The 15452-nt window shown below is 72.9% G+C and carries 11 protein-coding genes; all 11 read left to right on the top strand.

Annotation, left to right across the window (positions count from 1 at the left end; translation table 11 throughout):
- Positions 1 to 150 precede the first annotated feature (150 nt).
- The 11 genes from AF335_RS02990 (at position 151) to AF335_RS02950 (ending at position 15395) form a co-directional block, all read left to right on the top strand.
- Positions 151 to 1170, top strand: a complete 1020-nt coding sequence (locus AF335_RS02990) for a rod shape-determining protein (protein ID WP_004950903.1) — start codon at positions 151 to 153, stop codon at positions 1168 to 1170.
- A gap of 224 nt (positions 1171 to 1394) precedes the next feature.
- Positions 1395 to 2327 carry a rod shape-determining protein MreC gene (gene mreC / locus AF335_RS02985; RefSeq protein ID WP_102916646.1) on the top strand — a complete coding sequence of 311 codons (933 nt, stop codon included), beginning with the start codon at positions 1395 to 1397 and terminating at the stop codon, positions 2325 to 2327.
- Positions 2328 to 2330: 3 nt separating this feature from the next.
- Positions 2331 to 2999 (top strand): rod shape-determining protein MreD, encoded by a 669-nt coding sequence (gene mreD, locus AF335_RS02980; protein WP_102916645.1) that lies wholly within the window; start codon positions 2331 to 2333, stop codon positions 2997 to 2999.
- Positions 3000 to 3033: 34 nt separating this feature from the next.
- Entirely contained in the window at positions 3034 to 5187 is a 2154-nt protein-coding gene (gene mrdA, locus AF335_RS02975) for a penicillin-binding protein 2 (RefSeq protein WP_102916644.1), read from the top strand.
- Complete coding sequence (gene rodA, locus AF335_RS02970) at positions 5184 to 6383, top strand: rod shape-determining protein RodA (RefSeq protein ID WP_102916643.1); 1200 nt, start codon at positions 5184 to 5186, stop codon at positions 6381 to 6383. The genes mrdA and rodA overlap by 4 nt, the downstream gene beginning before the upstream one ends.
- A gap of 57 nt (positions 6384 to 6440) precedes the next feature.
- Positions 6441 to 8069, top strand: a complete 1629-nt coding sequence (locus AF335_RS02965) for a CYTH and CHAD domain-containing protein (RefSeq protein WP_102916642.1) — start codon at positions 6441 to 6443, stop codon at positions 8067 to 8069.
- A gap of 136 nt (positions 8070 to 8205) precedes the next feature.
- The gene (locus AF335_RS02960; protein WP_102916641.1) at positions 8206 to 10128 is read left to right on the top strand and encodes a TIGR03960 family B12-binding radical SAM protein; all 1923 of its coding nucleotides are present in this window, start codon (positions 8206 to 8208) and stop codon (positions 10126 to 10128) included.
- 247 nt (positions 10129 to 10375) lie between these two features.
- Complete coding sequence (locus AF335_RS02955; RefSeq protein WP_087930673.1) at positions 10376 to 11161, top strand: TIGR03936 family radical SAM-associated protein; 786 nt, start codon at positions 10376 to 10378, stop codon at positions 11159 to 11161.
- 221 nt (positions 11162 to 11382) lie between these two features.
- A complete protein-coding gene (locus AF335_RS36110; RefSeq protein ID WP_211304070.1) occupies positions 11383 to 11628 on the top strand; it encodes a hypothetical protein in 246 nt (81 codons plus the stop codon).
- A gap of 373 nt (positions 11629 to 12001) precedes the next feature.
- The gene (locus tag AF335_RS36540) at positions 12002 to 12406 is read left to right on the top strand and encodes a hypothetical protein (protein WP_425329107.1); all 405 of its coding nucleotides are present in this window, start codon (positions 12002 to 12004) and stop codon (positions 12404 to 12406) included.
- A gap of 64 nt (positions 12407 to 12470) precedes the next feature.
- On the top strand, positions 12471 to 15395 hold the full coding sequence (locus AF335_RS02950) for an Rne/Rng family ribonuclease (RefSeq protein ID WP_425329106.1): 2925 nt from the start codon (positions 12471 to 12473) through the stop codon (positions 15393 to 15395).
- The last annotated feature ends 57 nt before the right edge of the window (positions 15396 to 15452 follow it).

The raw sequence follows: 15452 nt of genomic DNA, 5'->3' as shown, positions 1-15452 counted from the left end.
CCGACAATGGCGGAGGAACCCTCGCACCGCGTTCGAGTCGTCGAGACTACGATGAAGCTTCCGCGCCCCGCGGCGCACCGCACACCTGCCGACCTCAAGTAAGCAATCGCTCCAGCTGGGAAGGCCAGACGTATCCTCATGGGGAACAACATGTCGTTCATCGGCCGTGACATGGCTGTCGACCTCGGGACCGCCAACACGCTGGTGTACGTCAGAGGTCGCGGAATCGTCCTCAACGAGCCATCCGTCGTCGCCATCAATACCAACACCGGCGGGATCCTCGCGGTCGGGGCCGAGGCGAAGAAGATGATCGGCCGAACCCCGGGCAACATCGTCGCGGTCCGCCCCCTGAAGGACGGCGTGATCGCCGACTTCGAGATCACCGAGCGGATGCTCCGCTACTTCATCCTCAAGATCCACAAGCGCCGCTGGATGGCCCGCCCCCGGGTCGTGGTCTGCGTGCCCTCCGGGATCACCGGCGTCGAGCGCCGCGCCGTCATCGAGGCGTCCACCCAGGCCGGCGCCCGTCAGGTGCACATCATCGAGGAGCCGATGGCCGCCGCCATCGGATCCGGCCTGCCCGTCCACGAGGCCACCGGCAACATGGTCGTCGACATCGGCGGCGGCACCACCGAGGTCGCCGTGATCTCCCTCGGCGGCATCGTCACCGCGCAGTCCATCCGCGTCGCGGGCGACGAGCTGGACAACGCGATCATCCAGCACATCAAGAAGGAGTACAGCCTCCTCCTCGGTGAGCGCACCGCCGAGCAGATCAAGATCACCATCGGCTCGGCCTATGACCTCGAACAGGACGAGCACACCGAGATCCGCGGCCGTGACCTGGTCAGCGGCCTGCCCAAGACCGTGGTCATCTCCGCCGCCGAGGTCCGCAAGGCCATCGAGGAGCCGGTCAACTCCATCGTCGACGCCGTCAAGACCACCCTCGACAAGTGCCCGCCCGAGCTCTCGGGTGACGTCATGGACCGCGGCATCGTTCTCACCGGGGGCGGCGCCCTGCTCCGCGGCCTCGACGAGCGGTTGCGCCGGGAGACCGGCATGCCGATCCACATCGCCGAGGACCCGCTGGACTCCGTGGCCCTCGGCTCCGGCAAGTGCGTCGAGGAGTTCGAGGCCCTCCAGCAGGTCCTGGACGCCCAGCCCCGCCGCTGACCCGGCGGTCACCGCGGCCCCCGCCGGGGCCGCGGTGACCCGGTCGGCCACGCCCTCGCGGCCGCCCCGCGCAGGTCCGCACCGGACCGGCGCGGACCGGCGCGCGAGGGCGGCGCCCGGCGTACCCGACGCCGGGAAACAACCTGATATACAGGCAGAACGCTCCCGATGACCGGCCCGCGCCCGCAGCGGACCGGTCCGACGAGAAGGGCACGCCGCCGCACGTGAGGGACACACGAGAGAGCCGGCTGCTGCTGGTGCTGCTGGTCGCCGTCGCGTTCGCGCTGATCACGGTCGACATCCGCGGCGGCGAGCAGTCCCCGCTCGACGGCGTCCGGCACGCCGCCGCCTCGGTCTTCGGCCCGGTCGAGAACGGCGTCGCCGCCGCCGTGGACCCCGTCGGCAACGCCGTCGCGGCCGTCCGGGACTCCGGTGAGCGGCACGACCGCATCAGCGAGCTGGAGCGCGAGAACGCCACCCTCAAGCAGCGCCTCGGCAGCGACGACCGCAACCGCGGCCGCGCCCGCGAGCTCGACGCCATGCTCAAGACCGCCGGCGCCGGCCAGTACGGCATCAAGGGCGCCCAGGTCATCGCCATAGGAGCGGCCCAGGGCTTCTCCTGGACCGTCACCATCGACGCCGGCAGCAACGACGGCATCCGGCGCGACATGACCGTGCTCAACGGCGACGGCCTCGTCGGCCGCGTCACCACCGTGGCCCGCTCCACCGCCACCGTGCTGCTCGCCAACGACCCCAAGTTCACCGTCGGCACCCGCATGGAGAAGACCGGCGAGCTCGGCTTCGCCAACGGCCAGGGCGACCGCTCCCTGCGCGTCGAGCTCCTCAACGGCAAGGCCGTCGTGCACGAGGGCGACCGCCTCGTCACCTTCGGCTCCAGCCACGACAAGCCCTTCGTACCCGGCGTCCCGGTCGGCGAGGTCACCCGCGTCGACCCCTCCGGCGGCGGCCTCACCCGCACCCTCCAGGTCCGCCCCTACGTCGGCTACAGCAAGCTCGACATCGTCGGCGTCGTCGTCCAGGCACCGCGCACCGACCCCCGCGACACCGTCCTGCCGCCCAAGCCCGAGGGCCCCAGACCCACCCCCACGGTGACCGTCACCGTCACCCCCACCCCGAGCGCCAAACCCGAGGACTGACCGATGCGCCTCAACCGGATCCTGCTCTCGACCGCGCTCGTGGTGGTCGCCCTGGTCGTCCAGGTCACCGTGCTCGCCCGCCTCCACCTCCCCGGCGCCGTCCCCGACCTGCTCCTCCTCGTCGTCATCGGCCTCGCGCTCGTCTACGGCCATACCAGCGGCGCCCTCCTCGGCTTCTGCGCCGGCCTGCTGGCCGACCTCGCGCCCCCCGCCGACCACGCCACCGGCCGCTACGCCCTGGTGCTCTGTCTCGTCGGCTACGCCGTCGGCCTCGTCCGCCCCGAGAACGGACGGCTCCGGTCCGCGACCGTGCCCATGATCGTCGTGGTCGTCGCCGCCATCGGCTCCACCCTGCTCTACGCGGGCGTCGGCTCCCTCGTCGGCGACACCTCGGCCCGCCACGTCGGCCTCACCGGGCTGCTGTTCAGCGCCGCGCTCTACGACCTGCTGCTCGCCCCCTTCACCGTGCCCCTGATCATGACCCTCGCCCGTCGCACCGAGAACGACCCGCTGGCCGGCGAGGGCCCCAGCACCATGGGCGGCGGCGAGGGCGCGTACGGCTGGCTCGGCGGCGGCGGCCGCGGCAGCCGGATCGGCGGCCAGCGCTCCGGCCTGCTCGGCAAGTCGGCACGCAACCGCTCCGGCCGCATGAAGGGAGCGAAGCGCCTGTGAGACCACGCGCTTCCGACGCCCGGGAGGAGGCCCGATGAGCAACCTCCCCGAGACCGGCCGGGACTCCCGGGTCAACATCCGGCTCGTCGTCATCCAGATCCTGGTCTTCTCGCTCCTGCTCACCCTCGGCGGCCGCCTCTGGTACCTCCAGATCCGCAACGGCGACCAGTACACCGCCGAGGCCGCCGACAACCACATCCAGCAGGTCGTCGCCCCCGCCACCCGGGGCTCGATACTGGACGCCCGCGGCATCCCGCTCGCCGACAACGAGACCCGCCTCGTCGTCTCCGCCAACCGCACCGACCTGATGAAGATGAAGGACCGCGGCAGGGCCGTCCTCAGCCGCCTGGCCGGCGTCCTCGGCCTCCCGGCCGACGAGGTCGCAGCCAAGGTCCGGCTGTGCGACGCCAAGACCCCCAAGCCCTGCTGGGCCGGCTCGCCCTACCAGCCCATCCCCATCACCGACGAGGCCACCACCCAGCAGGCCCTCCAGATCCGCGAGCGCGCCGAGGACTTCCCCGGCATCACCGCCGAACCCACCGCCGTACGCCGCTACGCCGGCCCCGGCGGCTCCAACACCGCCCAGGTCCTCGGCTACCTCTCGCCCGTCTCCGACGACGAGATCATCAAGGCCAAGACCGCCGGCCGCCCCCCGCTGCTCCGCTCCGACCAGGTCGGCCGCTCCGGCCTGGAGCGGCAGTACGACGCCGAGCTGCGCGGCAAGGCCGGCGTCACCCGCTACGAGGTCGACAACCTCGGCCGCGTCATCGGCAAGGCCAAGAGCGACAAGGCCGTCCCCGGCGCCAACGTCGTCACCAGCATCGACGCCCGCGTGCAGGCCATAGCGGAACGCGAGCTCGACCAGGCCATGAAGGACGCCCGCAAGGAGCTCGACAAGAACACCGGCGTCAACTACAAGGCCGACGCCGGAGCCGTCGTGGTGATGGAGTCCAGGACCGGCCGCGTCGTCGCCATGGCCTCCAACCCCACCTACGACCCCAACGCCTGGGTCGGCGGCATCAGCGCCAAGGACTACCAGCAGCTCACCGGCAAGGACTCCGACTACCCGCTGCTCAACCGCGCCATCCAGGGCCAGGCCGCCCCCGGCTCGGTCTTCAAGGTCATCTCCGCGACCGCCGCGGTCAACGCCGGCTACTCCTTCACCGACAACTACAACTGCTCCAGCTCCTACAGCATCGGCAGCCAGGTCTTCAAGAACTTCGAGTCCAAGGGCTACGGCCCCATCAACCTCGGCCGCGCCCTGGAGGTCTCCTGCGACACCGTCTTCTACGACCTGGCCTACCGCCAGTGGCAGAAGGACGGCGGGAACAACCCCAAGCACCCGAAGGACTGGTTCTACCGCACCGCCCACCAGTTCGGCCTCGGCAAGGAGACCGGCATCGACCTTCCCAACGAGGTCAAGGGCCGCGTCCCCGACCGCGAGTGGAAGAAGCGCTACTGGGAGGCCAACAAGGACGTCTGGTGCAAGCAGGGCGACAACGCCGGGGACTACGCCGCGAAGATCGCCAAGGAGAACTGCGAATCCGGGATGCGGATGCGCGCCGGTGACTCCGTCAACTACTCCATCGGCCAGGGCGACACCCTCGTCACCCCCGTCCAGATGGCCACCATCTACGCCGCCATCAGCAACGGCGGCACCCTCTACAACCCCACCGTCGGCAAGGCCGTCGTCAGCCCCGACGGGAAGACGGTCCAGGAGATCCGGCCCACCGCCCACGGCAGGCTGCCCTTCGACGGCCGCACCCGCGACCAGCTCGACGCCGCCCTGGCCGGCGTCGCCACCCAGGGCAGCGCCGCCTGGCGGTTCGAGGGCTGGCCGCAGAAGGAGATCCCGATGCACGCCAAGACCGGCACCGCCGAGGTCTACGGCAAGCAGACGACCTCCTGGTTCGCCACGTACACCCAGGACTACACGGTCGTCATGACGATCTCCCAGGGCGGCACCGGCTCCGGCGCCTCCGGCCCGGCCGTGCGCAAGATCTACAACGGCCTCTACGGCGTCGACGACAAGGGCAAGGTCGACCCGCGGAAGGCGCTCCTCCCGCACCCCCAGGAGAAGCTCCCCACCATCGAGAAGGACGGCACGATCGAGGCCCAGAAGATCGATCCGCCCGCCCCCAAGCCCAAGGAGAGCGACGCCGCCCGGAAGGAGGAGAAGGACGGATGACCACCACCGACGGCTACAACGTCCGCCGCTACACCCCCGAGCGCTCCACCTGGGGCCGGCTCACCGCCCGCGACTCCGTCGTCCGCCGCCTCGACTGGGTCATGCTCCTCGCCGCCCTCGCCCTCTCCGGCATCGGCACCCTGCTCGTCTACTCCGCCACCCGCAACCGCACCGAGCTCAACCAGGGCGACCCGTACTACTTCCTGCTCCGCAACATCCTCAACACCGGCATCGGACTCGGCCTCGCCATCGCCGCCGTCTGGGTCGGCCACCGCGCCCTGCGCGGCGGCGTCCCCATCCTCTACGCGATCTCCGTGCTGCTCACCGCGGCCGTGCTCACCCCGCTCGGCGCGACCATCAACGGCGCCCGCTCCTGGATCCAGCTCGGCGCCGGCTTCTCCATCCAGCCCTCGGAGTTCACCAAGATCACCATCACCCTGGGGATGGCGATGCTGCTGGCCGCGAAGGTCGACGCCGGCGACCGGCGGCACCCCGACCACCGCACCGTGATGGAGGCCCTCGGCCTCGCCGCCCTGCCCATCGTCATCATCCTGCTGATGCCCGACCTCGGCTCCGTCATGGTGCTGGTGGTCATCGTCCTCGCCGTGCTGCTCGCCTCCGGCGCCTCCAACCGCTGGATCGCAGGCCTGCTCGGCGCCGGCGTCCTCGGCTGCGTCCTCATCTGGCAGCTCGGCGTCCTGGACGAGTACCAGATCAACCGCTTCGCCGCCTTCGCCAACCCCGCCCTGGACCCCTCCGGCGTCGGCTACAACACCAACCAGGCCAGGATCGCCATCGGCTCCGGCGGCCTCACCGGCTCCGGCCTCTTCCACGGCAGCCAGACCACCGGCCAGTTCGTCCCCGAGCAGCAGACCGACTTCATCTTCACCGTCGCCGGGGAGGAGCTCGGCTTCGTCGGCGCCGGCGCGATCGTCTTCCTCGTCGGCGTCGTGCTGTGGCGCGCCTGCCGGATCGCCCGCGAGACCACCGAGCTCTACGGCACGGTCGTCGCCGCCGGGATCATCGCCTGGTTCGCCTTCCAGTCCTTCGAGAACATCGGGATGACCCTCGGCATCATGCCCGTCACCGGGCTGCCCCTGCCCTTCGTCTCCTACGGCGGCTCCTCCATGTTCGCCGCCTGGATCGCGATCGGCCTCCTTCAGTCGATCAAGGTGCAGCGGCCGGTCTCCGCCTGACACCGCTGTCCGGCCGGGGACTGCCGCGACGGCCGTTCGCGCACTAGATTCGGGCATATGGCGGACACCGTGCGAGAAATCGAGCGGAAGTACGAAGCCGACGACAACCGCGCCGGCCCGGCCCGGCCGCCCGACCTGAGCCGGGTCCCCGGCGTCGCGGCCGTCACCGGCCGGGAGACGGCCGAGCTCGACGCCGTCTACTACGACACCACCGACCGCCGCCTGACCGCGGCGGGCATCACCCTGCGCCGCCGCACCGGCGGCCAGGACGCCGGCTGGCACCTCAAACTGCCCGTGACCCCCGGGGTGCGCGACGAGATCCGCGCCCCGCTGTCCCCGGACGTCCCCCGCGCCCTCACCGATCTCGTACGCTCCCGGATCCGGCACAGCGGGCTCCAGCCGCTCGTCCGCATCCGCTCCCACCGCGACGTGCGCCACCTCCTCGACGCCGACGGCTCGCTCCTCGCCGAGGCCGGTGCCGACACGGTCACCGCGGACCTCCTCACGCCCGGCGGCGGCACGGCCCACTGGACCGAGTACGAGATCGAGCTCGCCCCCGGCGGCGACCCCGGCTTCCTGGACACCGTCGAACCCCACCTCCGCGAGGCCGGCCTGCGCCCCTCCGGCGCCCCGTCCAAGCTGGCCCGCGCCCTGGCGGAGACGCGGCCGGAGCCGGACGGCAAGGAGGCGCGGAAGGAGGCGAAGAGGGAGGCGCGGGAGGAGACGAAGAAGGGGACGAAGAAGGCGCCGGGGAAGGCACCGGGGAAAGCGCCGGGGAAGCGCCGTAAGGGCGACGCCGCCCTTACGGCGGGCGACCACGTCCTCGCCTACCTCCGCGCACAGGTCGAGGCCCTCCTCGCCCTCGACCCCGAGGTCCGGCGCGGCACCGAGGACTCCGTCCACCAGATGCGCGTCGCCACCCGCCGCCTGCGCAGCGCCTTCCGCACCTACGGCAAGGTCCTCGACCGGCGGGCCACCGACCCCGTCGGCGCCGAGCTGAAGTGGCTCGCCGCCGAGCTCGGTGTCGACCGCGACCGCGAGGTCCTCGCCGAGCGGCTCCGCGAGCGGCTGGCCGAGCTGGACACCGCACTCGTCCTCGGCCCCGTGCGCGCCCGGCTGCGGGTCTGGGCCGCGGGCCGCCGCAAGGGCTCCCGCAAGCGCCTCGCCGCCGTCCTCGACGGCGACCGCTACCTCACCCTTCTCGACACCCTCGACGCCCTCCTCGCCGACCCGCCCCTGCGCCCGGCCGCCGCCCGCCCGGCCGGCACCGTGCTGGCCGAGGCCGTCCTGCGCGACTACGGGCGGCTCGCGGCACGCGTCGAGCACGCCCTCGCCACCGGGCCCGGCCCGGACCGCGACACCGTCCTCCACGACGCCCGCAAGGCCGCCAAGCGCGCCCGCTACGCCGCGGAGGCGGCCGGCCCCGCGCTGGGCGGGCCCGCGGAGCGCCTCGCCTCCCGGATGAAGTCCGTCCAGACCCTGCTGGGCGACCACCAGGACAGCGTCATGGCGCGCGGCGCCCTCCGCGAGATCGCCGTCCGCGCCCACGCTGCGGGGGAGAGCACCTTCACGCTCGGCCTGCTGCACGGGCACGAGGAGCGGCTGTCCGCGGCGTACGAGGCGGCGCTGCCGAAGGTGTGGCGCAAGGCGTCCAGGAAGCGGTACCGGGCGGCGCTGGGGGCGTGACGGGGTGGATCCCCCGGTCGTTGCACACCGCGCACGGCCCGCCGGCGGTGCGGCGGCGGCCGGGATCGCCGGGCGAGGAGCCACGCCCGTCGGGTTACGCTTGAGAGTCGCCCCCTGCCAGCTCCCGAAGGTCGAGATGTCTGCCGAGTCCGTCTTCCCACAGCTCGAAGCGCTGCTCCCGCATGTGCAGAAGCCGATCCAGTACGTCGGCGGAGAGCTCAACTCCACGGTTAAGCCCTGGGAATCCTGTGACGTCCGCTGGTGCCTGATGTACCCGGACGCCTACGAGGTCGGGCTGCCCAACCAGGGCGTCATGATCCTTTACGAGGTGCTCAACGAGCGCGAGGGCGTCCTCGCCGAGCGCACGTACAGCGTGTGGCCGGACCTCGAGGCCCTGATGCGCGAGCACAAGGTCCCGCAGTTCACCGTGGACGCACACCGCCCGGTCAAGGCGTTCGACGTCTTCGGCCTGAGCTTCTCCACCGAGCTCGGCTACACCAACATGCTCACGGCCCTGGACCTCGCGGGCATCCCGCTGGAGTCCAAGGACCGCACGATCGACGACCCGATCGTCCTCGCGGGCGGCCACGCGGCGTTCAACCCCGAGCCCATCGCGGACTTCATCGACTGCGCCGTGATCGGCGACGGCGAGCAGGCCGTCCTGGAGATCACCGACATCGTCCGCGCCTGGAAGGCCGAGGGCCGCCCCGGCGGCCGCGAGGAGCTGCTGCTCCGCCTGTCCAAGACGGGCGGGGTCTACGTCCCGGGCTTCTACGACGTGGAGTACCTGGAGGACGGCCGGATCGCCCGTGTCGTGCCCAACCGCTCCGGCGTGCCGTGGCGCGTGTCCAAGCACACCGTCATGGACCTCGACGAGTGGCCCTACCCCAAGCAGCCGCTGGTCCCGCTCGCCGAGACCGTCCACGAGCGGATGTCCGTCGAGATCTTCCGCGGCTGCACCCGCGGCTGCCGTTTCTGCCAGGCCGGCATGATCACGCGCCCCGTGCGGGAGCGAAGCATCACCGGCATCGGCGAGATGGTGGAGAGCGGCCTCAAGGCGACCGGCTTCGAGGAGGTCGGCCTGCTGTCGCTGTCCTCAGCCGACCACACCGAGATCGGTGACATCGCCAAGGGCCTGGCCGACCGCTACACCGAGGACAAGATCGGCCTTTCCCTGCCGTCGACCCGCGTGGACGCCTTCAACGTCGACCTCGCGAACGAGCTGACGCGCAACGGCCGCCGGTCCGGCCTCACCTTCGCCCCCGAGGGCGGCTCCGAGCGCATGCGCAAGGTCATCAACAAGATGGTCTCGGAGGAGGACCTGATCCGTACGGTCTCCACCGCGTACGGCAACGGCTGGCGCCAGGTGAAGCTGTACTTCATGTGCGGCCTGCCCACCGAGACCGACGAGGACGTCCTCCAGATCGGCGACATGGCGGTCAAGGTCATCGCCGAGGGCCGCAAGGTCTCCGGCCAGAACGACATCCGCTGCACGGTCTCCATCGGCGGTTTCGTCCCCAAGCCGCACACCCCGTTCCAGTGGGCGCCGCAGCTCTCCGCCGAGGAGACCGACGCCCGCCTGGAGAAGCTGCGCGACAAGATCCGCGGTGACAAGAAGTACGGCCGCTCGATCGGCTTCCGCTACCACGACGGCAAGCCCGGCATCGTCGAGGGCCTGCTCTCGCGCGGTGACCGCCGCGTCGGCGCCGTGATCCGCGAGGTCTACGAGTCGGGCGGCCGCTTCGACGGCTGGCGCGAGCACTTCAGCTACGACCTGTGGATGAAGTCCGCCGAGCGCACGCTGCCCGAGCAGGGCGTCGACGTCGCCTGGTACACCACGCGCGAGCGCACCTACGAAGAGGTCCTGCCCTGGGACCACCTGGACTCCGGTCTCGACAAGGACTGGCTCTGGGAGGACTGGCAGGACGCCCTCGACGAGACCGAGGTCGAGGACTGCCGCTGGACCCCGTGCTTCGACTGTGGCGTCTGTCCGCAGATGGACACGAGCATCCAGATCGGCCCGACGGGCAAGAAGCTGCTGCCGCTGTCGGTCAAGTGACCTGAGGCGGCCGCGCGGTGACCGCGAGCCTCCCCCGCCCGTGCGGGGGAGGACCGCTTCCACCACTGTCCGTGGTCGCGTGATTCCACCGCGCCAAAGCCCCGCCGCTCTCCGGCGGGGCTTTCGCGCGCCCTCCGGGACGTACCCCTCCGCCGGACACGTACTCTAGGTAGCAGTACGACCGCACTCACGAAGGACAAGACCACTGGGTAAGCGCCAGCCCGAAGGCCCGCCCCCCGCACCCGTGGTGCAGCGCATTCGTCTGCGCTACACCAAGCGCGGCCGCCTCCGGTTCACCAGCCACCGCGATTTCCAGCGCGCCTTCGAGCGGGCCCTGCGCCGCGCCGAGGTGCCCATGGCGTACTCGGCGGGCTTCACCCCGCACCCCAAGGTGTCGTACGCCAATGCCGCACCCACCGGCACGGGCAGTGAGGCCGAGTTCCTGGAGATCCAGCTCGCCGAGGTCCGCGACCCGCAGGAGCTGCGCAAGCTGCTCGACGAGTCGCTGCCGGACGGGCTCGACATCACGGACGCGGTGGAGGCCCACACCTCCTCGTTCGCCGACCGGCTGCAGGCTTCCCTCTGGGAGATGCGGCTCGACGGTGTCGAGGTCGCGGACGCCGAGCGCGCCGTCGCGGCGTTCCTCGCCGCGGAGACCGTCGAGGTGCAGCGCCGGACCAAAAACGGGTTGCGCACCTTCGACGCGCGTGCCGCCGTCGCCCGACTCGAGGCGCTCGACGGTCCGGCCGATAGGCCCGGCGTCGGTGCCTGTGCGATACTGCGGCTGGTTGTTCGGCACTTGACACCTGCCGTTCGACCCGACGACGTCCTGTCCGGTCTCCGCGCCACGGCCGACCTGGCGCCGCCGGTCCCCGCTGCGGTGACCAGGCTGGCGCAGGGGCTGCTCGATGAGGAGTCCGGCACGGTGACCGACCCGCTCGCGCCCGACCGCGACGCTTCCCCGGCCGCAACAACCACCACGGCCGCCGGACCGAGCGCCGGTGCCGCGCAGGTGCCGGAAGGTCCCGCGTAAGGACGGCCGTCGCCGCGCCGCCGCGCCGCCAGGGAGCCACCCAGGTCCGGCAGGCGCATTGACCAGGAGACTTTCGCCGGTGCCCACCACTTCGGCCCCGGCGAGCGAGACGACAGCTCCCGTGCGGCGCCCACGCCCCGGACGGCGGTATCCGCGCATCGCGCGGTGCCGCGGCCGGATCAAGGCCCGGCGCCCGGGAGCGTGACGGGAGAACCGCCCGCATGCTCGAACCCACTGAGCCCACCAACAACCCCGAAACCAGCGGACCCGGCGACACACTGCCGCCGCGTCGCCGCCGCCGTGCGGCGTCCCGCCCCGCCGGCCCGCCGTCGGCGGGTACCGAGGCCGCGCAGACCGCCGTGACGGCCGCCGCCGCGGAGACGGACGCGCCCGCCGCCGCACCGGCCGAGCAGGCCGCCGCCGAGGCGCCGGCCACCCCGGCCCGCCCCGCCGCCGCGCGACCGTAAGGCCACCGCCCGGCCGGCGCTCCCCGTAAGGGTGAGCAGGCCGCCGAGGCGCCCGCCGCCCAGGAGACCCCGGCCGAGCCCGTCGAGCCCGCCGCCGAGGCTGCCCCGGCTGCCGAGGCCGCCGAGGCCAAGCCGGCCCGTACGCGTCGTCGTGCCGTGCGCAAGGCCACCGCTCCCGCGGGTGCCCCGCAGGCCGCCGAGGCCGAGCCCGTCGCCGAGCAGGCCGTCGAGCCCGTAGCCGAGGAGGCTCCGGCCGTCGTCGAGGCGCCGCCGCCGAGGCCCCGGCCGCCGCTCCCGCCGCTCCGCCGCCGCGCCGTGCGCAAGGCGACGGCCCCGCGGGGCCCCGCAGGCCGCCGAGACGGTCGTCGAGCCCGTGACCGAGGCCGCCGCCGAGCCCGTCGAGACCCCTGAGGTCGCCGAGCCCGTCGAGCCCGCCGCCGAGGTCGCCGAGGCCAAGCCGGCCCGTACGCGCCGTCGTGCCGTGCGCAAGGCCACCGCCCCCGCGGGTGCCCCGCAGACCGCCGAGGCCGAGCCCGTCACCGAGCAGGCCGCCGAGCCCGTCGCCGAGACCGCCGCCCGGAGGAGGAGCCGGCCCCCGCCGCCGAGCCCGTGGCCGCCGTACCCGCCGCCGGGCCACCGGTGGCGGCGAGCAGCCCGCCGAGGCCGCGGAGGCCCGGCCAAGGGCCGTACGCGCCGCCGTGTCGCCGCCGGTGACGCCGAGGCCGCCGCGGCCGCGCTGGAGGCCGCCAAGGAGGCCAGCCGCGCCGTGGCCCCGTGAGCGGTGCCGAGCCCGCCGAGGCCGCGCGGCCGAGGAGACCGTCGCCCCGCGCGCGGCCGCCGCCGTGCCGTGCGCCCGCCGACCGCCGTCTTCCAGGCGCCGGTCTTCACCGAGCCGATGTTCCAGACGCCGGAGACCGCCGCCGCTGCCGCGGCCGCCGTTCCGGCCGAGGAGGAGCCCGAGGAGGAGGCGGCCGAGCCCGTCGTCGAGCAGGCGCAGCCCGCCGGCCGTCGCCGTCGCCGCCGCCGCGGCGAGCCCGCCGAGGCCGCCGAGCAGGCCCCGGCCGCCCCGCCCCGCCGCCGAGCAGGAGGAGGAAGGCGAGGAGGCCGAGGGCGCCGAGGAGGCCGAGGGCGCGGCCCAGGAGGACGAGGGCGACCGCCCGTCCCGCCGCCGTCGCCGCGGTGGCCGCCGCCGCCGCCGTGGCGAGGCCGGTGACGCCGAGGGCGAGCCGGCCGAGGACGAGCAGGACGGCGCCGAGCCGGACGAGGCCGCCGACGAGGAGCCGGAGGAGGCCCTGGACGAGGAGTCCGGCGCGGGTTCCTCCAGCAGCCGCCGTCGCCGTCGCCGCCGTCGCCGCAGTGGTGACGGTGCCGAGGCCGAGGCCGGTGGCGACGACCCGGAGCGGACCGTCGTCAAGGTCCGCGAGCCCCGCAAGCGCGAGGAGCGCGAGCCGGGCACGGGCTTCGACGAGGTGCAGTCCATCAAGGGCTCCACCCGCATGGAGGCGAAGAAGCAGCGCCGCCGTGAGGGCCGCGAGCAGGGCCGCCGCCGGGTGCCGATCATCACGGAGGCCGAGTTCCTGGCCCGCCGCGAGGCCGTCGAGCGCGTCATGGTCGTCCGCCAGAGCGGTGAGCGCACCCAGATCGGCGTGCTGGAGGACAACGTCCTCGTCGAGCACTACGTCAACAAGGAGCAGGCCACCAGCTACGTCGGCAACGTCTACCTGGGCAAGGTCCAGAACGTGCTGCCGTCCATGGAGGCCGCCTTCGTCGACATCGGCAAGGGCCGCAACGCCGTCCTGTACGCCGGCGAGGTCAACTTCGAGGCGCTCGGCATGGGCAACGGCCCGCGCCGCATCGAGACCGCGCTGAAGTCCGGCCAGTCCGTGCTCGTGCAGGTCACCAAGGACCCGATCGGCCACAAGGGCGCCCGCCTGACCAGCCAGGTCTCGCTGCCCGGCCGCTATCTGGTCTACGTGCCCGAGGGCTCGATGACCGGTATCAGCCGGAAGCTGCCCGACACCGAGCGCGCCCGTCTGAAGCAGATCCTCAAGAAGATCGTCCCCGAGGACGCGGGCGTCATCGTCCGTACCGCCGCGGAGGGCGCCAGCGAGGACGAGCTGGCCCGTGACGTGCAGCGCCTCCAGGCGCAGTGGGAAGAGATCCAGAAGAAGGCGAAGAGCGGCAACGCCCCGACCCTGCTGTACGGCGAGCCGGACATGACCGTCCGCGTCGTGCGCGACATCTTCAACGAGGACTTCTCCAAGGTCATCGTCAGTGGTGCCACCGCCTGGGAGACCATCCACGGCTATGTCTCGCACGTCGCCCCGGACCTCACCGACCGGCTGCAGAAGTGGACGTCGGACGTCGACGTCTTCGCCACGTACCGGATCGACGAGCAGCTGATGAAGGCGCTGGACCGCAAGGTCTGGCTGCCGAGCGGCGGCTCGCTGGTGATCGACCGGACCGAGGCGATGGTCGTCGTCGACGTCAACACCGGCAAGTTCACCGGCCAGGGCGGCAACCTGGAGGAGACGGTCACCAAGAACAACCTCGAGGCGGCCGAGGAGATCGTGCGCCAGCTGCGGCTGCGCGACCTCGGTGGCATCGTGGTGATCGACTTCATCGACATGGTGCTGGAGGCCAACCGCGACCTCGTGCTGCGGCGCCTGCTGGAGTGCCTGGGCCGGGACCGTACGAAGCACCAGGTCGCCGAGGTGACCTCGCTGGGTCTGGTCCAGATGACCCGTAAGCGGGTCGGCCAGGGCCTGCTGGAGTCCTTCTCCGAGCCCTGCGTGCACTGCAACGGCCGCGGCGTGATCGTCCACATGGACCAGCCGACGTCGATCGGCGGCGGTGGCGGCGGCAAGCGCGGCAAGAAGAAGGGCAAGGGCGCTCCGGCGCACGAGCACGACCACGAGCACGTGACGGAGGCCGCGGAGCCGGTCGAGTCCGGGTCCGCGATGGAGGCCGAGGCCCCCGAGCTGGAGCCCGTCGCGGTCGCCGAGGCCGACCTCCAGCCGTCGGTCGGTGGCGACGAGGAGTGGTTCGGCAGCCCGGCCGAGGCCGAGAACGCCGCGAAGCGCGGTGGCCGTACGCGCCGCCGTGCGACCCGTAAGGCGACGGCCCCGGCCGGCGCCCCGCGGGCGGAGCGCGAGCCCGAGGCCGAGCCGGCGACCGTCGTGGAGCCGGTCCGGGCCGCGCCGGTGGCCGAGCCCGAGCCGGAGGCCGCGCCCGTGGCCGAGGTCCCTGTCGAGGCACCCGTCGAGGTCCCCGCCGAGCCCGTGGCTCCGCCCGTGGTGGAAGCGGCCCCGGCCGCCCCCGCCCGTACGCGCCGCCGGGCCACCCGGCGGGTGTCCGCGCCCGCCGGTTCGCCGTCGGACGCCGAGGCGGCCGTGGTGGTCGTCAGCAGCCCGTCCACGGCCCGTCCGGAGGCCGACGAGGCCCCGGCGGAGGCCCCGGCGGAGCCCGCGGCGGCCGAGGAGGTCACCGAGGCGGTCGTGGAGCCTGTCGAGCAGGCTGAGGCCACCGAGGCTGCCGAGGAGGCCGCGCCGGCCAAGAAGACCGCGCGCAAGACGGCCGCCAAGACCGCCAAGAAGGCTCCGGCGAAGAAGGCCGCGGCCAAGAAGACGGTCGCGAAGAAGACGGTGGCCAAGAAGACGACGACCGCGAAGAAGGCCGCCACCAAGACGGTGGCCAAGAAGGCTCCGGCCAAGCGGACGACGAAGAAGGCCGCGGAAGCGGCCGCCGCGTCCTCCTCGGAGGACTGAGCGCACCGGGGTCCGGGTCCCGTTTGGGGCCCGGACCTCCGGTTTGACCCGATGGGC

The sequence above is a fragment of the Streptomyces eurocidicus genome, from assembly GCF_002891295.1.
GTDB lineage: Bacteria > Actinomycetota > Actinomycetes > Streptomycetales > Streptomycetaceae > Streptomyces > Streptomyces eurocidicus.
The sequence above is the reverse complement of the archived record's forward strand: the minus strand, read 5'-3'. Positions and strand labels throughout refer to the sequence as shown.

Excerpts from the sequence above, each read along its gene's own strand:
- AF335_RS02965 (WP_102916642.1), top strand. The coding sequence starts at position 6,441 with ATGGCGGACACCGTGCGAGAAATCGAGCGGAAGTACGAAGCCGACGAC.
- rodA (WP_102916643.1), top strand. The coding sequence starts at position 5,184 with ATGACCACCACCGACGGCTACAACGTCCGCCGCTACACCCCCGAGCGC.
- AF335_RS02960 (WP_102916641.1), top strand. The coding sequence starts at position 8,206 with ATGTCTGCCGAGTCCGTCTTCCCACAGCTCGAAGCGCTGCTCCCGCAT.
- AF335_RS02990 (WP_004950903.1), top strand. The coding sequence starts at position 151 with ATGTCGTTCATCGGCCGTGACATGGCTGTCGACCTCGGGACCGCCAAC.
- mreD (WP_102916645.1), top strand. The coding sequence starts at position 2,331 with ATGCGCCTCAACCGGATCCTGCTCTCGACCGCGCTCGTGGTGGTCGCC.
- mrdA (WP_102916644.1), top strand. The coding sequence starts at position 3,034 with ATGAGCAACCTCCCCGAGACCGGCCGGGACTCCCGGGTCAACATCCGG.
- AF335_RS36110 (WP_211304070.1), top strand. The coding sequence starts at position 11,383 with ATGCTCGAACCCACTGAGCCCACCAACAACCCCGAAACCAGCGGACCC.